18 protein-coding genes are annotated in these 20,846 nt (G+C 69.7%); 6 read left to right on the forward strand and 12 right to left on the reverse strand.

From position 1 onward, the window contains the following. The first annotated feature begins 3 nt into the window (after positions 1 to 3). The 3 genes from ACFPMG_RS00460 (at position 4) to ACFPMG_RS00470 (ending at position 2,779) form a co-directional block, all read left to right on the forward strand. On the forward strand, positions 4 to 825 hold the full coding sequence (locus ACFPMG_RS00460) for a carbohydrate ABC transporter permease (protein WP_376993291.1): 822 nt from the start codon (positions 4 to 6) through the stop codon (positions 823 to 825). A gap of 4 nt (positions 826 to 829) precedes the next feature. Continuing rightward, positions 830 to 1,906: an ABC transporter ATP-binding protein gene (locus ACFPMG_RS00465; protein WP_376993292.1), complete on the forward strand. Its 1,077-nt coding sequence runs from the start codon at positions 830 to 832 to the stop codon at positions 1,904 to 1,906. 75 nt (positions 1,907 to 1,981) lie between these two features. Further along, positions 1,982 to 2,779: a DeoR/GlpR family DNA-binding transcription regulator gene (locus ACFPMG_RS00470; protein WP_376993293.1), complete on the forward strand. Its 798-nt coding sequence runs from the start codon at positions 1,982 to 1,984 to the stop codon at positions 2,777 to 2,779. 3 nt (positions 2,780 to 2,782) lie between these two features. Here the strand turns inward: ACFPMG_RS00470 and ACFPMG_RS00475 are convergent, their stop codons facing one another. Together ACFPMG_RS00475 and ACFPMG_RS00480 are read right to left on the reverse strand one after the other, a co-directional pair. Beyond that, positions 2,783 to 4,282, reverse strand: a complete 1,500-nt coding sequence (locus tag ACFPMG_RS00475) for an L-lactate permease (protein WP_376993294.1) — start codon at positions 4,280 to 4,282, stop codon at positions 2,783 to 2,785. Between the two features lie 104 nt (positions 4,283 to 4,386). Then, complete coding sequence (locus tag ACFPMG_RS00480) at positions 4,387 to 4,977, reverse strand: NADPH-dependent FMN reductase (RefSeq protein ID WP_376993295.1); 591 nt, start codon at positions 4,975 to 4,977, stop codon at positions 4,387 to 4,389. Positions 4,978 to 5,391: 414 nt separating this feature from the next. Between ACFPMG_RS00480 and ACFPMG_RS00485 the strand changes: the two genes are divergently transcribed. Then, positions 5,392 to 7,347 carry a methyl-accepting chemotaxis protein gene (locus tag ACFPMG_RS00485; protein WP_376993315.1) on the forward strand — a complete coding sequence of 652 codons (1,956 nt, stop codon included), beginning with the start codon at positions 5,392 to 5,394 and terminating at the stop codon, positions 7,345 to 7,347. Positions 7,348 to 7,425: 78 nt separating this feature from the next. Here ACFPMG_RS00485 and ACFPMG_RS00490 read toward each other — a convergent pair whose 3' ends face one another. The 9 genes from ACFPMG_RS00490 to ACFPMG_RS00530 form a co-directional block, all read right to left on the reverse strand. Beyond that, positions 7,426 to 7,929, reverse strand: coding sequence for an L-2-amino-thiazoline-4-carboxylic acid hydrolase (locus ACFPMG_RS00490; protein ID WP_376993296.1), 504 nt, complete (start codon positions 7,927 to 7,929; stop codon positions 7,426 to 7,428). 24 nt (positions 7,930 to 7,953) lie between these two features. Next, positions 7,954 to 8,679, reverse strand: coding sequence for an ABC transporter ATP-binding protein (locus ACFPMG_RS00495; protein WP_376993297.1), 726 nt, complete (start codon positions 8,677 to 8,679; stop codon positions 7,954 to 7,956). Then, complete coding sequence (locus ACFPMG_RS00500; protein ID WP_014242469.1) at positions 8,676 to 9,443, reverse strand: ABC transporter ATP-binding protein; 768 nt, start codon at positions 9,441 to 9,443, stop codon at positions 8,676 to 8,678. The genes ACFPMG_RS00495 and ACFPMG_RS00500 overlap by 4 nt, the downstream gene beginning before the upstream one ends. Continuing rightward, entirely contained in the window at positions 9,440 to 10,468 is a 1,029-nt protein-coding gene (locus ACFPMG_RS00505) for a branched-chain amino acid ABC transporter permease (RefSeq protein ID WP_199228224.1), read from the reverse strand. Before ACFPMG_RS00505 ends, ACFPMG_RS00500 begins: the two co-directional genes overlap by 4 nt. Next, complete coding sequence (locus ACFPMG_RS00510; protein ID WP_040136279.1) at positions 10,455 to 11,369, reverse strand: branched-chain amino acid ABC transporter permease; 915 nt, start codon at positions 11,367 to 11,369, stop codon at positions 10,455 to 10,457. The genes ACFPMG_RS00505 and ACFPMG_RS00510 overlap by 14 nt, the downstream gene beginning before the upstream one ends. Before the next feature lie 54 nt (positions 11,370 to 11,423). Next, positions 11,424 to 12,536, reverse strand: a complete 1,113-nt coding sequence (locus ACFPMG_RS00515; RefSeq protein WP_119507275.1) for an ABC transporter substrate-binding protein — start codon at positions 12,534 to 12,536, stop codon at positions 11,424 to 11,426. A gap of 83 nt (positions 12,537 to 12,619) precedes the next feature. Then, positions 12,620 to 13,132, reverse strand: a complete 513-nt coding sequence (locus ACFPMG_RS00520; RefSeq protein ID WP_114856649.1) for an L-2-amino-thiazoline-4-carboxylic acid hydrolase — start codon at positions 13,130 to 13,132, stop codon at positions 12,620 to 12,622. A 2-nt stretch (positions 13,133 to 13,134) separates the two neighbouring features. Next, on the reverse strand, positions 13,135 to 14,460 hold the full coding sequence (locus ACFPMG_RS00525; RefSeq protein ID WP_376993298.1) for an NAD(P)/FAD-dependent oxidoreductase: 1,326 nt from the start codon (positions 14,458 to 14,460) through the stop codon (positions 13,135 to 13,137). 305 nt (positions 14,461 to 14,765) lie between these two features. Continuing rightward, on the reverse strand, positions 14,766 to 15,938 hold the full coding sequence (locus tag ACFPMG_RS00530) for a M20 aminoacylase family protein (protein WP_376993299.1): 1,173 nt from the start codon (positions 15,936 to 15,938) through the stop codon (positions 14,766 to 14,768). A gap of 175 nt (positions 15,939 to 16,113) precedes the next feature. Between ACFPMG_RS00530 and ACFPMG_RS00535 the strand changes: the two genes are divergently transcribed. Both ACFPMG_RS00535 and ACFPMG_RS00540 read left to right on the forward strand, forming a co-directional pair. Next, the gene (locus ACFPMG_RS00535; RefSeq protein ID WP_376993300.1) at positions 16,114 to 16,695 is read left to right on the forward strand and encodes a TetR/AcrR family transcriptional regulator; all 582 of its coding nucleotides are present in this window, start codon (positions 16,114 to 16,116) and stop codon (positions 16,693 to 16,695) included. A 3-nt stretch (positions 16,696 to 16,698) separates the two neighbouring features. Further along, complete coding sequence (locus tag ACFPMG_RS00540) at positions 16,699 to 20,109, forward strand: acyl-[ACP]--phospholipid O-acyltransferase (protein WP_376993301.1); 3,411 nt, start codon at positions 16,699 to 16,701, stop codon at positions 20,107 to 20,109. Between the two features lie 12 nt (positions 20,110 to 20,121). On the opposite strand, the gene ACFPMG_RS00545 is transcribed toward ACFPMG_RS00540, so the two are convergent. Beyond that, positions 20,122 to 20,715 (reverse strand): O-methyltransferase, encoded by a 594-nt coding sequence (locus ACFPMG_RS00545; RefSeq protein WP_376993302.1) that lies wholly within the window; start codon positions 20,713 to 20,715, stop codon positions 20,122 to 20,124. Between the last annotated feature and the right edge of the window lie 131 nt (positions 20,716 to 20,846).

Below are 20,846 nucleotides of genomic sequence, written 5' to 3' on the forward strand. Positions count from 1 at the left end.
GGGATGGGCCTGAGACGCATCGCCTTTGCTCTTTTGATTCTGGGGATCGTCGTCTGGGCGGTGTTTCCCTTCGCCTGGGCCATCGTCACCTCGCTGAAGGCGGGCAGCGCGCTGTTCACGGTGGAGGCCTGGCCGTCGCAGCCCTCGCTGGCGAATTACGCGGCGATCTTCAAGGAGCAGCCCTTCGGGCGGAACATCCTGAACTCCCTGCTGGCCGCCTCGGCGGTGGTCGCGCTGTCGCTGGGGCTGGCGGTGCTGGCCGCCTACGCGCTGGGGCGGGTGCGCTTCAGTGGGCGGGGGCTGCTGCTGTTCGTGGTGCTGGGCGTGTCGATGTTCCCGCAGGTCGCCGTCCTGTCGGGCCTGTTCGAGCTGGTGCGTTGGCTCGGCCTCTACAACCGGATCGGCTCGTTGGTGCTGTCCTACCTGATCTTCACACTGCCCTTCACCGTCTGGGTGCTGACCACCTTCATGCGCGAGCTGCCGAAGGAACTGGAGGAGGCCGCCATGGTGGATGGCGCCGGCCCCTTCGTGATCGTGATGCGGGTGTTTCTGCCGCTGATGGGGCCGGCGCTGGCGGCGACCGGGCTGCTCGCCTTCATCGCCGCCTGGAACGAGTTCCTGTTCGCCCTGACCTTCACCCTGACCGACGACGCGCGCACCGTGCCGGTGGCGATCGCGCTGATGTCGGGAGCCAGCCAGTACGAGCTGCCCTGGGGCCAGATCATGGCGGCGTCGGTGGTGGTGACGGTGCCGCTGATCGGGCTGGTGCTGCTGTTCCAGCGGCGGATCGTCTCCGGCCTGACCGCCGGTGCGGTGAAGGGGTAGGGCGATGGCGGGCGTCACGCTGCGCGGGGTGCGCAAGAGCTTCGGGCGGATCGAGGTCATCCACGGCGTCGACCTGGAGGTCGCGGACGGCGAGTTCGTCGCCTTCGTCGGGCCGTCCGGCTGCGGCAAGTCCACCCTGCTGCGCCTGATCGCCGGGTTGGAGGAGCCGAGCGCCGGGGACCTGTCCATCGGCGGGCAGCGGGTGAACGACCGGCCCCCGGCGGCGCGCGGCATCGCCATGGTCTTCCAGTCCTACGCGCTCTACCCCCACATGACGGCCTACGACAACATGGCCTTCGGCCTGACCCTGTCGCGGACCGACAAGGGGACCATCGCGGAGCGGGTGCGCGCCGCCGCGCGTCTGCTGCAGATCGAGGACCTGCTCGACCGCAAGCCGCGCGACCTGTCCGGCGGGCAGCGCCAGCGCGTCGCCATCGGGCGGGCCATCGTGCGCGAGCCGCAGGTCTTCCTGTTCGACGAGCCGCTGTCCAACCTCGACGCCGGCCTGCGCGTCCAGATGCGCCTGGAGATCGCCAAGCTGAAGGCGGACCTGCGCGCCACCATGATCTACGTGACCCACGATCAGGTCGAGGCGATGACCCTGGCCGACCGCATCGTCGTGCTGAACGCCGGGCGGGTGGAGCAGGCCGGCACGCCGCTGGAGCTGTACCACCGCCCGCGCAACCGCTTCGTCGCCGGATTCATCGGCTCGCCGGCCATGAACTTCCTGGATGTGGTTTCGGAAGGGTGGGCGGACGGATCGGTGCGGGTCTGGCTGCCCGGCGGGGTGCCGCTGGACGTCGCGGTGGACGGTGCCGCGCCGGCGGCGGGCACGCCCCTGACGCTCGGCGTCCGGCCGGAGCATGTCGGTTTGGCCGATGGCGGGGTCGGGCTGCTCGCCACCATCCTGGCGGTGGAGCGGCTGGGCGGCGAGACGCATTGCCACGCCGCGCTGGAGGACGGGCAAAGACTCCTGGTCCGCCTCGACGGTGACCGGCCGGTGAAGGCGGGCGAGCGGTTGCGCTTGAACCTGCGGGGCGAAACCGCGCATCTCTTCGGTCCCGACGGGCAGAGGCTCTGAGCGCATGGGGTGGAGTGCGCTGCTTCGCTTTCAAATGAACTTGCCGGCGAAGCGGCGGTCCGCTTGAATGCCGTCATGGACATCATGACACCCCGGCAGACCGACATCCTGGCGCTCGCCCGCACGCAGGGGCGCGTGCTGGTCGACGATCTGGCCGCCCGCTTCAACGTCACGCCGCAGACCATCCGCAAGGACCTGAACGAGCTGTGCGACCGCCGCCTTCTCCAGCGGGTGCATGGGGGGGCCGTCGCCGGATCGGGGGTCGAGAATCTCGGCTACGAGGCGCGGCGGCTGATCGCCCAGGACGAGAAGCGCGCCATCGGCCGCCGCGCGGCGGAGCTGGTGCCCGACAGCTCCTCCCTCTTCATCAACATCGGCACGACGACGGAGGAGGTGGCCCGCGCCCTTCAGGGGCGGAGCGGGCTGGTGGTCATCACCAACAACATCAACGTCGCCAACCTGCTGCGCCCCGAGCCGCACATCGAGGTGATCGTGGCTGGCGGGGTGGTTCGGCGGTCGGACGGCGGCATCGTCGGCGAGGCCGCCATCGACTTCTTCAACCAGTTCATGGCCGATTTCGCGGTGATCGGCGCCTCGGCCATCGACGAGAGCGGGGCGCTGCTCGACTTCGACTACCGCGAGGTGCGGGTGTCGCAGGCGATCATGGCGAACGCCCGCCACGTCATCCTGGTCGCCGACCGCGGCAAGCTGGAGCGCACCGCCCCGGTGCGCATCGGTCACATCTCGCAGGTCCACACCTTCGTCACCGACGTCCTGCCCTCCGGCCGGCTGGCCCGCATCTGCCGCGAGGCCGGCGTGCGGGTGGAGGAGCTGTTCCCCGACCGCGCGACCGAGCCGGAACCCCAGGACTGATGCCTACACCAGCCAGACCCAGGCGGTGACGACGACGAGCAGCGACGCCGTGGAGGCGACGCCGATGGGCAGCGCCAGCCGGTAGATCGCGGATTCCGCCTCGGTCAGCCCCAGGAGGCTGGAGGCCAGCACAATCCGGCCCGGAGTCAGCAGCGTGCAGACGCTGCCGGCCACCACCTGGATCGCGGCGGCGGCGATCAGTGGCAGGCCGCTGCCCGACGCGAGATTGACCTGGATGTGCATCATCAGGGCGTTCGACGCCGTGTTGGAGCCGGTCAGCATCCCCGTCGCCGCCCCCAGCACCGGCACGGCCAGCACGGCGGCGGAACCCGCCACCGCCTGCCACGCCTGCCCGAAGGCCGTGGCCCCGCCGGAGGCGGCCATGAAGGCGGCCAGTTCCACGAAGACCAGGGTCGCCGCCATCGGCACCAGCGCGGCGCGCAGGGCGGGACCGGCCACAGCCAGGGCGCGCCCGCGCGGCAGGCCCGCCAGCATGACCAGGGCGATGGCGACCAGCCAGGTCGAGGGGTGGCGCAGCAGAGGCATCGGCGCCAGCCCGCCGAACGGGTCGAGCACCAGCGAGTCCGCCGTCCAGCCCGACAGCGGCGGCAGCAGCCGGGTCGCCATCAGCCCGCCGACCAGAACCACATAGGGCCACAGCAGGGCCAGCAGCCGCGACAGGCCGGCGGCGTCGCGCGGCAGCCGCCGCGCCTCCACCGCCACCAGGAGCACCGCCGTCGCCAGTCCGCCGCCCAGCTCCGGCGCCACGAAGCGGTTGGTCAGCCAGAGCAGTCCGGCCAGCGCCAGCATCAGGGCGAGGTCCCTGGCCCGGTCGATCGGGCTGGAGGCCAGCCCGGCACCGTGGATCAGCCGCCAGAACACCAGCAGCAGGCTGGGCAGCACGACCACCATCAGCGCCGCGCTGGCCGTCCCCAGCTCCGTGAAGGACACGCCGATCAGCTCCGCCCCGACCCGCGTGCCGACGCCCAGCGCGCCCCAGGGGGCGAGCATCTGGCTGAACAGGCCCAGCGCCGCGGCGTGGGCCGGCGGCAGGTTCAGCGGGCGCAGCATGGCGAGCGCCACCACCAGCCCGACGCCGAACCCGGTCACCGATTCGGCGAAGGGACCGGCGAGCAGGCAGGCGACGAAGACGGCGCGGCGGCGCTCGGCCGGGGTCCTCACCTCGGCCTGCGCCTCGGCCTTGACGGCACGGGCCTCGAAGGCGCGATGGAACAGCAGGCCCGCCGCGATGATCGACATGGCGTGCCACGCCAGCCACGCTCCCTCGCCGGCCTTCAGCGCCACGGCGGGGAGCAGGCCGGGCAGCTGGGCCTGCCAGTCCGGAACGGCGGTGCCGCTCGGCGGCGCCACCATCAGGGCCGCCATCAGCACCCCGGCGGCCAGCGCCATGCCCGCGGTCCCGGCGGTCAGCATGCTGACGCGCCGGGACACGAGCAGGGCGACGGTGGCGGCGAGCGGCAGCAGATGGAGGGTCAGGGGCATGATCGACACAGGGGACCGTGGAAGAAGCGTGCTGATATACTAATATCGGCGCGCTTCGGCCAGCCCCATCGGTCTTTGCGCGGCAGCCCCGCTTTCCGGGAGGCTCAGGCGCCCCGGGTGCCGTGCAGCAGAGCGATTTCCGCCAGAAGATCGTCGATGGCGGCCAGCGCGAAATCCAGCGCGGCCTGGTCGGTCAGCCGGCCGTCCCTGATCTTCTCGTGAACCATGCCGATGACCACCTGCGGGCGGGCGATGACCCGGCCCATCATGCCGGACAGCGTCTCGCGCATCTCGTGCTGGGCGCGCACGCCGCCGGTGAAGGCGGGGGAGGCGGTCATGATGAGGATCGGCTTGCCCCGCACCGGCGACTTCATGGCCGGGCGCGACGCCCAGTCCAGCGCGTTCTTCAGCACCCCCGACATGCCGTAATTGTACTCGGGGGAAATGACGACCAGGCCATCGGCCGCGGCGATGGAGTCGCGCAGGGCGGTGGCCGGGGCGGGTGTGTTCTCCGCGTCCAGGTCGGGATCGTAGGGCGGGATGTCGTTCAGCGGGAAGAGGGCCATCTCCGCCTTGTTGCCCGCCTTGTTGCCCAGGGAGTCGGAGAGCGTGTTCAGCACCGCGGTGCAGTGGGAGTGGCGGCGGATGCTGCCGGAAAGACCGAGAAGGCGGACGGGCTTGGCGGTGTCGGTCATCGTGGCTGTCCTGTTGCGGTTTGAGGGGGGATGTCCGTTCCAACGGTGCGCGTGGAGGATGGTGCCGCCCCTGCCATCGCTCCGCAACCCGGAGGAACCGATGGCCGGCGCCGATCTTGAATCGGAGCGGACTCCGTAGAATCCACAATAGGGACGAAGCGCCTCGAAAATGCCTAAAATGCAAGGCAAATCGCCGATTTTTTCAACGCCAGCAGTGACCTAGCGGATGGACCGCTCCCCGAACGCCTCTGACTTAGGTCGGGTAGGGTGCGACAATATGGTGGTGATTTTCTGGCCTTAATACAGTAGAAATAAAACTTAAGTAGTGTTTTATGCGTGTTCTCCGCGACGGGGTGCTGGCTTATGCGCGATAATGGACCGGTTACGAACCGCGAAATCGAAATGACCGACGATATGCTGCTTGTGTCGCGAACCGACACCCGCGGCAAAATTACGTTCGTCAATAAAGCATTCGTTGATATTAGCGGTTTCTCAGAGACGGAATTAATCGGCGCCCCCCACAATGTTGTCCGCCATCCGGACATGCCCCCGGCGGCCTTCGCCAACCTGTGGGAAACCATCAAGGATGGCCGGCCGTGGGAAGGTCTGGTCAAGAATCGCTCCAAAACAGGTGACCATTACTGGGTGAAGGCAAACGTCACCCCGATCACCGAAAAGGGCGTGGTGACGGAGTACATCTCCATCCGGTCCAAGCCAAGCCGTGACGCGGTGGCGGAGGCGGAGCGCATCTACGCCGAGATCCGCGCCGGGCGTGGCCAGCAATACGGGTTGCTGGAGGGCCAGATCGTCCGCCGCGGCTTCGGCGTCTGGCTGGGCAATCTGGCGTCCAGCATCGCCGGCCGCATCATGGCAACCATCGGCTTGCTGCTGCTGACCGTCATGGTCCTCGGCTGGCTGAGCCTGACCGGCAGCGACAGCGTCGAAATCTTCGTGGGGCTGATGCTGTTCGGCCTGCTGGTGGCCGGCGTCGGCACGCTCAGCGTTCTGGGGACGGTCCGCCGTCCGCTCGGGCTGGTCGAAACCCATCTCGACGCCATCGCCCGCGGCGACTTGATGACGAACGTTCCCAGTTCCGGCGTGGCGGAGTTCGCCCGCATCCGGTCGCAGATCCGCGCCGTGAAGGCGAAGCTGAACTACTCCACCCAGGAGCGCGCGGAGCGCCAACGCCAAGCGGAGGAGGAGCGCATCACCGCCCTCCAGTCGATGGCCGAAACGGTGGAACGCGAGGCCAGCCACGCGGTGGAGCAGGTCGCCCTGCGCACCGGCGGCATGGCTCAGGACGCCGACGCCATGGCGACCTCGGCCGAGCGGGTCAGCATCAACGCGCAGAACGTCGCCGCGGCGGCGGAGGAGGCACTGGCCAACGCCCAGACCGTGGCGGCGGCGACGGAGGAACTGGCGGCCTCGATCCGCGAGATCTCCGCGCAGATCGCCCATTCCAGCGCGGTTACCCGCCGCGCCGTGGAGAACGGCCAGCGCACCCAGGGCACCATCCAGTCGCTGTCCGAGGCGGTCGGCCGCATCGACGAGGTGGTCAAGCTGATCACCGACATCGCCAGCCAGACCAACCTGCTGGCGCTGAACGCGACCATCGAGGCGGCGCGCGCCGGCGAGGCCGGCAAGGGCTTCGCGGTGGTGGCGCAGGAGGTGAAGAACCTCGCCAACCAGACCGCCCGTTCGACCGAGGAGATCACCCGCCTGATCGCGGAAATCCAGGGGGTGACCAGCACCGCCGTGGGTGCGGTGGCGGAGATCGGCGACACCATCGGCGAGATCGACCAGATCTCCAGCGCCATCGCCGCCGCGATGGAGGAGCAGGCCGCCGCCACCCAGGAAATCAGCCGCAACGTGGTGGAGACCTCCAACGCCGCGCAGGAGGTGTCGGTGCGCATCGCCGCCGTGTCCAGCGACGCCGACCAGACCGGTTCGCAGGCGTCCGGCGTGCGGGCCGGCTCGGACGAGGTGGCGAACAGCATCGACGAACTGCGCCGCGTGCTGGTCCGCGTCGTCCGCACCTCCACGACCGACGCCGACCGCCGCCGCAGCCCGCGCTACCGCGTGAACGAGGCCTGCGGCGTCGTGGTCCATGGGCGCGACCAGTCCGGCACCCTGACCGACCTGTCGAACGGCGGCGCCATGCTGAGCGGGGTCAGCGGTCTCGGCGTGGGCGACCGTGGCACCCTGCGGCTCGACCGCTTCGGCCTGACCGTCGCCTTCGAGGTGCGGGCCATCGACAAGACGGCGATCCATGTCCGCTTCGCCGAAACCGACGTGGCCCTGCCGCGCTTCCGCGATGCGTTCGGCCAGTTGACGCGCGGCCTTCAGCCGGTGGCGACAGCGGCGGCCTGACGAACAGCAACACGCCCTGAAAAAGCAACGGCCCGGCGTTCCGCACGCCGGGCCGTTGTCGTTTTGGGTTCTCTCCGTTCAGCCTTCCGGCTTGTCCACGCGGTAGCGGAAGTCGCAGTGGCTGGCGCCCTGCATGATGGTCTGCGTCCGCTCCATCTTGATCGACGGGTCGTAACCCGTGCAGAAGGCGGCGTCGCGGTTGCAGGACAGCAGGTGGCCGATGGTACCCAGCCCCATCTCCCGGTACATCTCGGCGTAGCGGCAGCGGGTGACGTTGTAGTCGAACCGCGTCTCGTCCTGGTGCAGCACCTCCAGCCGCAGCGCGTCGTCCTTGGTCCACAACGGCTGCAGGTCGGCGAAACTTTTCAGGCTGGTGCCGTTCGGCTCGGTCGCGGCGAAGGCCGCGGCGGATTCCACCGCGGCGCGGGTGATGGCGGCGCCCAGGATGTCCTGCGCCACCGCCTCGCCCAGCCGGGCGGCCATTTCCTCGTAGACCGGCTTCAGGATCGCCGCCTCGATCCCACGGCGCTCCAGCATGCCCATCACCGGCTTGGCCGCGGGCGTGTCGGTCGGTTCGGTCATCGGTGTCTCCGTCTCAAGAAGCCGTCAATGCGCGTGTCCGCCGAGATAGGCTTCGGCGATGCGGGGGTCGTCACGGAGTTGGGCGGCCGGACCGGCCAGCACGATGCGCCCGTCCTCCATCACCGCCGCGTGGTCGGCGACCCGCAGGGCGGCGCGGGCGTTCTGCTCGACCAGCAGGATCGACACGCCCTCCGCCCGGATGCGCTGAACCAGATCGAAGATTTGCGCGACGACCATCGGGGCCAGTCCCAGCGACGGTTCGTCGAGCAGGAGCAGGGCCGGGCGGCGCATCAGGGCGCGGGCGATGCACAGCATCTGCTGCTCGCCGCCCGACAGCGACCCGGCGTTCTGGCGCAGGCGCTCCCGCAGGACCGGGAACATGTCGAGCATCCGGTCGAGTTCGCCGAGCCCGACGTCGCCGCCGCCGAGCACCAGATTCTCCCGCACGCTCATGTTGGAGAAGATCTGGCGGCCTTCCGGCGCCTGCGACAGGCCGAGCTTGACGATGCGGTGGGCGGGCAGGTTGGCGATGGGCTCGCCGCGGAAGGCGATGCCGCCCCGGCTCGCCCGGTAGACGCCCGAGATCGCCCGCATCAGCGTGGTCTTGCCGACGCCGTTGGAGCCCAGAACGGCGACGATGGCGCCCTGCGCCACGGTCAGGTCGATGCCGTGCAGGATCTCCTGCGGCCCCATGGTGACGTGCAGGTTCTCGATCGCGAGGATCGGGCCGTTTGACTGCTGCTGGGTCATGCGTCCACCCCCAGATAGGCTTCCAGGACCGCCGGATCGCGGCGGATGGCGTCGGGCGGGCCGTCGGCGATCTTGCGGCCGGAGGCGAGAACCAGGATGCGCTGGCAGATGCTCATGACCAGGGTCATGTCGTGCTCCACCAGCATGATGGTCAGGCCGGTGCCGTGCAGCCGCTTGATGAAGTCGGCCAGCGCGCGGGTCTCGGTGTCGTTCAATCCGGCAGCCGGTTCGTCGAGGATCAGGAAGCGCGGCTGCATTGCCAGGGCGCGGGCGATCTCCAGATACTTGCGCTGGCCGTAGGGCAGGTTGGCCGCCAGTTCGCCCGCCACATGGGTCAGGCCGACGGCCTCCAGCGCCTCCCAGGTGCGGCGGCTGATCTCGGCGGAGCGGGCGCCGCCCCCGGCGAGGGAGCCGAACAGCGCCCCCAGCGCCCCCTGGGGCAGCGCGCCGACCGCGCCCACCGACACGTTGTCGAAGACCGACATGTTCGGGAAGACGCGCAGATTCTGGAAGGTGCGGCTGATGCCCAAACGGGCCACCTGGTTGGTCTTCAGCCCGCTGATGGTCCTGCCGTCGAAGGCGACGGTGCCCGACGACAGCGGCGTGAAGCCGGAGATCAGGTTGAACAGGGTGGTCTTGCCGGCGCCGTTCGGGCCGATCAGCCCGACCAGTTCGCCCTCGTCCACATGGCCGGTCACGTCGTTCACCGCCAGCACGCCGCCGAAGCGGCGGCTGACGTTGCGGATGTCGAGAAGATGGGTCATCGCCAGCCGATCCCTTCGCCCTTCACGGTGTTGCGCCACGCCGCACCCAGCTGGCGCCGCGCGAGCTGGAGCGCGGAGACCTCGCCCAGCAGGCCCTTCGGCAGCAGGAGGATCGACAGGAACATCACCAGACCGACCATGATGTTGCGGAAGTCGCCGAAGGCGCGCAGCCCTTCCGGCAGCAGGATCAGCAGAAGCGCGCCGATCACCGCGCCGGGCAGGCTGCCCAGGCCGCCCACCACCACCATCGCCAGGATCAGGATGGATTCGGAGAACTTGAAGTCGCCCGGCGAGATGTAGCCGGTCATGTGCGCCCACAGGCTGCCCGCCACGCCGGCGAAGAAGGCCGACAGGGTGAAGGCCTCCATCTTCAGACGCGCCGTGCTGACGCCCATGGCGTCGGCGCACTGGTCGTCCTCGCGGATCGAGCGCAGGGCGTTGCCGTAGTAGGAGTGGCTGAGCCGCCCGATCGCCAGGACGCACAGCGCCACCACCGTCGCCACCGTGTAGTAGGTGGCGAGCCGGCCCGACAGGCTGAAGCCGAACAGCTCCAGGCCCTTGGTGACGATGATGCCGTTGGGGCCCTTGGTGAACTCCACCCAGTTCAGCATGACCAGATAGAGCATCTGCCCGATGGCCAGAGTCGCCACGGCGAAATAGATGCTGACCAGCCGCATGGTCGGCAGCGCCACCAGGAAGGCGATCAGCGCCGCCACCAGACCGGACAGCGGCAGCGTCACCGTGAAGCCCAGCCCGAACTTGGTCGAGAGCAGGGCGGCGGTGTAGGCCCCCACCCCGTAGAAGGCGGCGTGCCCGAGATGCAGCAGCCCGGCCACCCCGGTGACCAGATGCATGGAGGCGGACAGCAGGATGAAGATCAGCGCCAGATTGGCGATCTGATAGAAATAGCCGCGGTCGAAGCCGGCCAGCACGGCCGGCAGCCCGACAAAGACCAGCAGGGCGAGCAGGAGCGGAATCAGCGCGCCTTGCCCGCGCCGCGGCGCCGACAGGTCAGACACGTTCACGGCGCGCTCCGAACAATCCGTTGGGGAAGAAGATCAGGGTGAGGATCAGGAAGCCGTAGGCCACCATATCCGACCAGCCCGACGACACGAAGGTCGTCGCCATGCTCTCCGAGATGCCCAGGATCAGGGCGCAGATCACCGCGCCGGGGATCGAGGACAGACCGCCCATCACCATGGCGACGAAGGCCTTGATGCCGGGGACGAAGCCCATGGCGGGGAAGATCGCCCCGTAATAGAGCCCGGTCAGGATGCCGGCCGCCGCCCCCATCATCGAGCCGACGACGAAGGTCATGATGATGGTGCGGTCGGTGTCGATGCCGACATACTTGGCGCCCAGCGGGTTGTTCGACACCGCCCGGATCGACAGGCCGATGCGGGTGCGGGTCAGCAGATACTGGAGACCGATCAGCATCGCCGCGGCCACGCCGAAGATGATGAAGTCGCCGGTCACCAGGATCACCGGCCCGATGCGCACCGGCGTGTTGATGAGATACTCGAACGGGACGGAGCGCATCTGCGACCCGAACACGATCTCCAGCGCCTCGCGCACCACGATGGACACGGCGAGCGAGGAGAGCAGGGTGGATTCGCGCATCGCCCGCGACTTCAGCGACGCCTCGTCGGTGAAGCGGCGGAAGGGTTTGAAGGCGATCCGCTCCAGCGAGAATCCGGCCATGGCGCCGATCGCCAGGGCGATGAAGATCACCGCGAAGATCGGCGGGGCCGTCGCGGAAATCAGCACCAGCCCGGCGAAGGCGCCCAGCGTGTAGACCTCGCCATGGGCGAAGTTGACGACGTTCAGAACGCCGAAGATCAGCGTGAAGCCGATCGCCATCAGCGCGTAGGTCATCCCCAGCGACAGCCCGATGGCGAGCTGCTGGAGGTAATAAGGGTCGATCATGCGGACCGTTCGCTGGAGATCGTTAGGCTATCGGGTCGGAAGGGGGCGCGCCGGTCAGTCGGCGACCGGCACGAAGGCGCCGCCCTTGACCTCGACCTTCACCAGCTCCTTCTCGGCCTCGCGGTCGGCGCTGAAGCTGGTCTTGCCGGTCACGCCCGGGAAGTCCTTGGTCTCGGCCAGGGCGTCGCGCACCTTCTCGCGGGTCGGGTTCGGGTAGGCCTTCTCGACCGCGGCCAGCATGATGCGCACGGCGTCATAGGCCTGCGCCGGGAACTGTCCCGGGACCGCGCCGTTGGAAGCGGCCTTCCACTCCGTCACGAAATGCTGGATGTGCGGGGCGGGATCGGTCGGCAGGAAGTTGGAGGTCAGGTGCACGCCCTCCGCGGCTTCGCCGGCCAGCTCGATCAGCTTCGGGCTGTAGGCGGCCGAGGTCGAGTAGACCGGGGTCTTGATGCCGAGCTGCTGCACCTGACGCAGGAACTGCGCGCCGTCCTCGTAGAAGAAGCCGGTGTAGATGGCGTCCGGCTTCGCGCGCTCCAGCTTGCTGATCAGCGAACGGTAGTCCTTCAGGCCGCGGTTGAAGAACTCGGAGAACACCACCGTGCCGCCGTTGGCCTTCACGCCATCGGTGAAGCCGGAGACGACGGACTGGCCCCAGTCGGTCTGCTCGGCGATGACCGCGATGTTCTTGTAGCCCTTGGACAGCATCCACTTGGCGTTGTAGGGGCCTTCCTGCGCCTGGGTGGCGATGTTGCGGAACTGGTACTTGGAAATCTTGGTGTAGTCGGGGTGCGAGGCCGTCTGCGAGAGCTGCGGCATCCCGGCGTCCTTGTAGACCTGCGCCGAGGCCATCGACACGCCCGAGGTGAAGTCGCCCAGCACGCCGACGATCGCCTTGTCGTCCACGAACTTGCGGGCGATGTTGGTGCCCTCCTTGGCGTCGGAGCGGCTGTCCTCGAAGACGATCTCCGCCTTGAAGGGCTTGCCGGACGCGTTGAACTCGGTCAGGGCAATCTCGGCGGCCTTGCGGAAGTCCTGGCCGTACTGCGCGGTCTCGCCGGTCAGCGGCAGCTGGTAGCCGATCTTTACGGTGTCGGCGGCCAGGGCGGTGCCGGCCAGCGCGGCGGTCATGAGGGCGGCGAGGGAGGCGGTCTTCAGGGCGGTCATCGCAGGTGAACCTTTCTTGTGAAGGCCGGCTTCGAGGCCGGTGTTGGGCAGCGTCGTACGGTTGGACTGAGTAACTTGGCGGATCAGGCGGCCTTGGGGCCGGGCAGGACCTTCAGGCGGCAACAGCCTTCGTCGCCGGGCTTCCAGGTCTCGCCGCGGAAGACGAAGCCGGCCGCCTCGAACAGGCCGCCGTCGATGGCGCCGGCCATGTTGCACAGCAGCTCCAGATCCTCGTCGGACTTGCCCTGGGCCTGCCACGCCTCCTTCAGGGGGCAGCGGTGGAAGTGAATCTCCAGCGCGTCGCCGTCGCAGCGCTTGATCTCCGGCGCGAACATGGAATCGCGGTTCGGGATGCCGTCGAGGAAGGCGTGGCACAGGCCGGCAAGGTCGTCCGGGCCGTGCGCCGCGTACTTCACGCCCATCGCCTCGCCCAGGCGGCGGGTCGCCTCGCGCCCGATGTCCAGCGCCGTCTCGGTGCCGTAGCGCTCGCGCAGCACGTCGAACATGTGGGCGTAGGACGCGGCCCGCATGGCGTAGGCGTTGCGCAGCTGCGTGGCGTGGTCCGGGGCGGCAGGCGCCTTGGTGTCTTCAGTCATCGTCAGATTTCCCGGATGTCGTTCCAGCGGTATTGCAGGAGTTTGAACGGCCCGATGCGTTGCAGCAGGTCGTTGAAGGGCAGGGGGCGCGGATCGGTCAACGGCAGCGCCAGCTCCGTCGGATCGCGGCCCAGCGCGGCGTAGGCCAGCTCCCGCCCCAGCGAGACGGACAGGGCGACGCCGCGCCCGTTGCAGCCCGCCCAGGTGAAGGCGTTGGGGCCGAGCTGGTGGACCCGCGGGGTGTAGTCGGTGGTCATGGCGATCCGCCCGTTCCACACATGGTCGAACCGCAGCCCGCGCAGGGTGGGGAACATTGAGGCCAGCCGCAGGCCGACGATGCGGCGCAGCCGGTCCGCCCCGTCGACAGGGACGAGCAGCGCGCCGCCGCTGACCAGCCGGTGGTCGGCGGTGTAGCGCATGAAGCGCAGGTCGCCGTGGGTGTCGGACATGGCCTGACGGCCGGGCAGGATGCTGCGCCGCTGCGCCTCGTCCAGCGGCTGGGTGGCCATCTGCCAGGACAGGACTGGTACGACCTCCGTGCGGATTTCGGGGAAGACCGCGGCGGCATAGCCGTTGGTGCCCAGCACCAGGGCGTGGGCGGTCACCGTACCGGCCGGCGTTCGGGCGACCCAGCGGTCGCCGCGCCGCTCCACCGACAGGACCGGAGAGTTGATGAAGACCGACGCGCCGGCCTCCACCGCCTTGCCGGCCAACCCACGGGCCAGCGCCAGCGGGTTGATGTGGCCGCCGCTGCGGTTCATCCAGCCGCCGTAATAGGCGTCGGTGCCCAGCAGGTCCGAGATGCCGGCGCGGTCGAGCAGCTCCACCGGAGCGCCCCGGCTGCCCCACTGCTTCGCCCGCCGTTCGGCGATGGCGATGCGGCCCGGCGAATGGACGGGCTGTACCCAGCCGGTCTGCTCGGCCGCGCAGTCGATGCCCAGGCGGCGAATCAGGGCGAACAGGGTTTCGGCGCTGTCGCGGATCAGCGCGACGAAGCGTTCGCCCCGTTCCGGCCCGAATTTGGCGACGAGGTCCTCAGGATCCGGACGCGTCAGGGTCGGGATGACCTGCCCGTTGTTGCGCCCGGACGCGCCGCGCCCGATCTCCGACGCCTCCAGGACGACGGCGCGCTTGCCCGATTCGGCGGCGTGCAGGGCCGCCGACAGGCCGGTGAAGCCACCGCCGATCACCAGCAGGTCGGCTTCCACCGCGTGTTCGAGCACCGGAAGGGCCGGCGGCGGCGGGGCCGTGGCCTCCCACAGGGAGTCGGGCCGCTGCCAGATGCCGCCGGTTCCAGGAACACCGGTCTTGTTCTCTATCGCCTTCACCGTGCCTTGTCCCACGTCTGTCGGGTGAAATCGGCCCGATCATGGGACAAATTGCATACCCGGGCAATTACCATGGACGGGGCGCGGTAATTTTCCTGTTTCATACACAAACCATAGGGAGATAGGAATGGTTTGTACAAAGGTGGCCGTATAGATTGCCTTGCGCCTTTATAGCCCTCTCCCCTCTGGGGAGAGGGTGGCCCGCAGGGCCGGTGAGGGGGATGCGCCTTTGCCGAACGTAACCAGACGCGCAACCCCCTCACCCTAACCCTCTCCCCGGAGGGGAGAGGGGATACCGGTTGCCGTCACGCCGCGCGCGGCAGCACGGTCTCGGCCAGCCGCACCCAATAGCTGAGGCCGATGGGCAGGACTGCGTCGTTGAAGTCGTAATGCGGACTGTGCAGGTTGCGCCCGCCGTCCGACGGACCGGCGCCGACCCAGACGTAGCAGCCGGGGCGCTGCTGCAGCATGAAGGCGAAATCCTCAGCCCCCATGCTGGGCATCGGGTCCAGATCCAGCCCCGATTCGCCGACGACTCCGGCGGCGGCGCGGCGGGCCAGCTCGGTCGCCCCGGCCTCGTTCACCGTGGAAGGGTAGCGGCGCTCGTAACGCAGCTCCGCCTCGACCCCGTAGCCGCCGGCGATGGCCTTGGCCAGTTCGCCCATGCGCCGCTCCACCATGTCCTGCACCTCCTTGCGGAAGGTCCGGGTGGTTCCACGCAGGACGGCGGTGGCCGGAAGGACATTCCACGTATCGCCAGCGTGGAACTGCGTGACGCTGACCACGGCGGAATCGACGGGATGCACGCTGCGGCTGGCGATGGTCTGCCATGCGTTGACGATCTGGGTGCCGGCCAGGATCGTGTCAGTGCCCAGATGAGGCATGGCGGCGTGGGTGCCCTTGCCGGTCAGGGTCAATTCGAAGATGTCGTAGGCGGCCATGATCGGGCCGGGGCGCAGCGCGATCTTGCCGACCTCCAGCCCCGGCCAGTTGTGCATGCCGTAGACCTGCTCGACGGGGAATGTCTCGAACAGCCCATCCTCGACCATCACGCGCCCGCCGCCCTCGTTCTCCTCCGCGGGCTGGAAGACGAAGGCGATGGTGCCCTGGAAGTTCGGATGCGCCGACAGGTGGCGCGCCGCGCCCAGCAGCATCGCCGTGTGCCCGTCGTGGCCGCAGGCATGCATGCGCCCCGGATTGTGCGAGGCGTGGGGCAGGTTGGTCTGCTCGTGGATGTGCAGGGCGTCCATGTCGGCGCGGAAGGCGACCGCCGGCCCCTCGCCGTTGCGCAGCAGCCCGACCACGCCGGTCTTGGCGAGGCCGCGGTGAACCTCCAGCCCGAAGGAGGCCAGCTTCTCGGCCACGAAATCGCTGGTCCGCTCCTCCTCGAAGGCCGTTTCCGGGTGGGCGTGCAGGTCGCGCCGCCACGCGGTCATGTCGGCCGTCAGCGCCTCCGTCCCGTCGATCGTCCTCACCATGTCCCTGGTTCCCTGTGTTTCATGAGTGTGTGCGAATGATCTTGCCCAAAAAAGCACCCGTCGTGCAAAGCGCACGACGATGCGGTGCCGTCACATCACCCTTGCAGGGCGGGCCGGTTCCGTGCAGTATGTGAGTGAACGTTCACTCATGATGAACGCCACGAACGGAAGCGCCATGTCCAAAGACGCCCGCAGCGACGCACGCAACAAGGTCCGGGACGCCGCCATCGCGCTGTTCGCCCAGAAGGGGGTGAAGGCGACCACCATCAAGGACATCGCCCGCGCCGCCGGGGTGTCGGAGGGGGCGCTGTACCGCCATTGGGCCAGCAAGGAGGAGCTTGCCGCCGCCCTGTTCGCCGCCGAATACACCGCCCTGTCGCACAGCCTGCGCGAGGCGGCGGGGAGCGGCCCGGCGCCGCAGCGGCTGCGCCGCGTCATCGCCTGGGCCTTCGGGCTGGTCGAGGCGGCGCCGGGCCGCGCGCGCTTCCTTCTGCTGTCGCAGCACGACGCTCTGCCGCTGGTTCCTGACGGGTTGGAGACGCCGGTGGACGTGGTCTGCGCCATCGTCGGCGACGGCATCGCGGAGGGGAGCGTCGTCGACGCCGACCGCGAGGCGCTGGCCCACACGGTGATCGGCGCCATCGTCCTCAACATCCAGTCGCATGTTTACGGACGGCAGACGGCTCCGCTCGGCACGCTGGTCGATACGGTCGCCGACGCGCTGCTGCGCGGCCTGTCCACCGGAAAGGAAACCTGAGCCATGGGCGAACTCGGTCTTCTCGCCACGCGGCGCTTCCTGCCGCTGTTCGTGACGCAGTTCCTCGGCGCCTTCGGCGACAACGTGCTGCGCGGCGCCATCGCGGTGCTGGCCGTCTACGGCATGGCGGGGACGGCGGGTGACGGCGCGCTGATCTCGACGCTCGCCGCGGCGGCCTTCACCGTGCCCTTTCTGCTGTTCTCGGCGACCGCCGGGCAATTGGCCGACCGCTTCGACCGCACGCTGATCTCCCGCGCCGTGAAGGTGGCGGAGATCGGCCTGATGGCGATTGCCGCCTGGGGCATCATGCGCGCCGACCTCGGCGTGCTGATCGTCGCGCTGGTCGGCATGGGCGCCCATTCCACCGTCTTCGGGCCGGTCAAGTACGGCCTGCTCCCCGACCTGCTGAAGCCGGAGGAGTTGACCGCCGGCAACGGGCTGGTCGAGGCCGGGACCTTCGTGGCGATCCTGCTCTGCACCATCGCGGGAGGTTCGCTCGCTCTGGCCCACCCGCTGGCGCTTCCGGGACTGCTCGGGGCGACGGCGCTGGGCGGACTGGCGGCGTCGCTGCTGATCCCGCGGGCCGGCAACGCCGACCGGACGGTGCGCGTCGGGCTGAACCCGGTGTCGGTCACCCTGCGCGTTCTGCGCGCCACCGCGCAGGACCGCGTGTCGATGCTGGCGATCTACGGCATCTCCGTCTTCTGGGGTGTCGGCGCGGTCGTCATGGCGCAGTTCCCGGCCATCGCGCGGGAGACGCTGGGCACCGACAGTGAGGGCGCGACCCTGCTGCTGGCGGTCTTCGCCGTGGGCGTGGCGGTCGGTTCCGTCTACGCCGGGCTGGGGCACCGGGTGCCCTCGCGCGCCGACGCGCGCCGCGCTGCCCTGGCGGGCCTCGTCGCGGCGGTGGCCGGTGCGGCGCTGCCCTTCCTGACGCCCGACGCGCCGTCGGCGGAGCCGCTGTCGGCGCTGGCCCTGCTGGCCCAGCCCTGGGCGATGCCGCTGCTGGCCGACCTGTTCCTGATCGCCGCGGCGGGCGGCGCCTTCGCCGTGCCGCTCTACGCGCTGATCCAGCATCGCGCGGCGGTCTCGGCCCGCGCCCGGGTGATCGCGGCGGCCAACGTGGTCAACGCGCTGTTCATGGTGGTCGGCTCGGGCATCGCCGCGGCCATGCTGGCGCTGGGCGTGACGCCGCTGACCGTCGCCGCCTGGGGCGGGGCGAGCATGCTGGCCGCCGTCGTCTTGGCGCTCGCCATCGACGCGGTTGGCCTGGGGCGGGCGCTGGCCCGCGCCTTCTTCCGGCTGGCCTTCCGCGTCGAGCTGCGCGGGGCGGAGCATCTGGAACGGCTGGAGAGGGCGGCGGTCGTCACGCCGAACCACCAGTCCTTCCTGGACGGCGCGCTGCTCGCCGCCTTCCTGCCGGGCATGCGCTTCGCCGTGGACAGCTTCATCGCGCAGCAGGCCTGGGCCAAGCCCTTCCTGGCGCTGGCCGACCACGTGACCATCGATCCGACCAAGCCGATGGGCACGCGCCTGCTCGCCCGCACCCTGGTCGAGGGCCACAAGATCTGCATCTTCCCGGAGGGGCGGATCACCGTCACCGGCTCGCTGATGAAGATCAACGGCGGTCCCGGCATGCTGGCCGACAAAGCGGGCTGCCCCATCGTGCCGGTTTGCATCGAGGGCGCGCAGCGCTCCATGCTGTCGCGGATGCACGGGCGGCTGCGGCTGGGCCTGTTCCCGCGGATCACCATCACGGTCATGCCGCCGGTCGCCACCCCGGACGTGACCGGGCTGGCCGGCAAGAAGCGGCGGGCGGCGCTGAAGTCCTGGCTGTCGCGCGTCATGACGGAAACCGTCTTCGCCGCCGGGCAGCGGCCCGACACGCTGGCGCTCGCCCTGCTGGAGGCCGGGCGGAAGACCGGCTGGGGCAAGGCGGCGGTGCAGGACGGCGACTTCACCACGCTGTCCTACCGCGCCCTGACCGCGCGCTCCCTGGTGCTCGGCCGCATCCTGGCCCGCGGCACCGAGCCGGGCGAGGCGGTGGGGGTGCTGCTGCCGACCGCCTCGCCGACCGCGGCGGTGTTCTTCGGGCTGGCGGCTTACGGGCGGCCGGCGGCGATGCTGAACTTCACCGCCGGGGCGGAGGCCGTGAAGGCGGCCTGCCGCGCCGCCGGGCTGCGCCGGATCGTCACCTCGGCCCGCTTCGTGGAGATGGGACGGCTCGGCCCGCTGGTCGAGGCGCTGGCCGCCGACCACAGCATCGTCTATCTGGAGGACGTGAAGCGCGGGCTGGGCATCGGCGACAAGCTGCGGGCGCTGGCCGCGTCGGTGGCGCCGGAGCGGTTCCTGCCCCCGCAGGGCCAGTCGGACGACGTGGCGGCGATCCTCTTCACCTCGGGGTCGGAGGGGCCGCCCAAGGGCGTGGCGCTGACCCACGACAACCTGCTCGCCAACATGGCGCAGGTGGCCTCCGTCGTCGACTTCACGCGGCAGGACGTGGTGTTCAACTGCCTGCCGGTCTTCCACTCCTTCGGGCTGCTCGGCGGGATGCTGCTGCCGATCCTGAACGGGGTGAAGACGGTGCTCTACCCCAACCCGCGCCACGTCCGGCTGATCCCCGAGCTGGTCTACCAGACCAACGCCACGGTGCTGTTCGGCACGGACTTCTTCCTGAACGCCTGGGCGCGGGCGGCGGACCCCTATGACTTCCGCTCGCTGCGGCTGGTCTTCGCCGGGGCCGAGCGGTTGCAGGAGGAGACGCGCCGCACCTACACGGAACGGCTGCGCGTGCATCTGCTGGAGGGCTACGGCACCACCGAGACCTCACCGGTGATCGCGGTCAACACGCCGGCCCGCTTCCGCCCCGGCACGGTCGGGCAGGCCCTGCCCGGCATCGAGACGGAGCTGCAGCCGGTCCCCGGCGTGCCGGTGGGTGGGCGGTTGCGGGTGCGCGGGCCGAACGTCATGAAGGGCTACATACGCGCCGACAACCCCGGCGTGGTGGAGCCGCCAGAGGACGGCTGGCACGACACCGGCGACATCGTGGACATCGACGCCGACGGCTTCATCCGCATCGTCGGGCGCGTCAAGCGCTTCGCCAAGGTGGCCGGTGAGATGGTCCCGCTGGGGCTGGTCGAGGAATTGGCGCTCCAGGCCGAACCGGACGCCGCCCACGCCGCCATCGCCCTGCCGGACGCCCGGCGCGGCGAGCGGATCGTCCTGGTCACCGCCGGCACCGGTCTGACGCGCGACGCGCTGGCGTCGGCGGCCAAGGCCAAGGGAGCGCCGGAGATCGCCATTCCCCGCGACGTGCTGCGGGTGGAGACGATCCCCCTGCTCGGCACCGGCAAGACCGATTACCCCGCCGTCAGCCGGCTGGCCGCGGAAATGCTGGCGAGCGAGACGGCCTGACGAACGGTGAGGTCAGGGGCGGCAGGCGACGTGCAGCCCCTTGCCCACCGGGAAGATGGTCGTGCCGAAGCCGGGCAGGGCCTCCACCGCCGCGATGTAGCCGGCGATCTCCTGCGGGTGGGACAGGGCGTTGTCGGCCAGCAGCAGGCAGTCCGGCTCCAGTTTCGGCAGCAGGAGGCGAAGCTGCTCCGGGGCGCTCCAGCGGTCGGCGTCGAAGAACACGCAGTCGAAGGGACCGTCCAGCCCGGCCACCGTCTCCGTCGCGTCGCCGACCAGCAGGTTGACGCGGCTGGCCAGCCCGGCGCGCTCCAGGTTGGTGGCGGCCTGGGCGCTCTTGCCCGGATCGCGCTCGATGCTGGTCAGCGGCTCGGCGGCGCCGATGGCCTGCAAGGCTGCGGCGAGCCACAGGGTGCTGACGCCGTTGGAGGTGCCGATCTCCAGCACCCGGCGGCGGCGCCCGCTGCGCACCAGGATGTGGAGCAGTTCGGCCGTCTCGCGCTCCAGATTCAGCATCTTGCGGGCGCGGTCGCCCTCGCGCGCGTCGTTGTCGCGCCCATAGCTCTCAAGATCACGGAGCACGCGGTCGACGGCGTCATCCAGCAGCATGGTGTTGGTCCCGGTAGCGAAGGTAGGGACAAGACCCTGCGCCGATTGTGGCCGTGGGGTCAAGAGAGTGCGGTCAATAGGCTGCGGTCAATGGAAAGCCCCCTCCCACACGGCGGCGGGAGAGGGCTTTG

The organism is Azospirillum himalayense (assembly GCF_042657465.1).
Lineage (GTDB): Bacteria > Pseudomonadota > Alphaproteobacteria > Azospirillales > Azospirillaceae > Azospirillum > Azospirillum himalayense.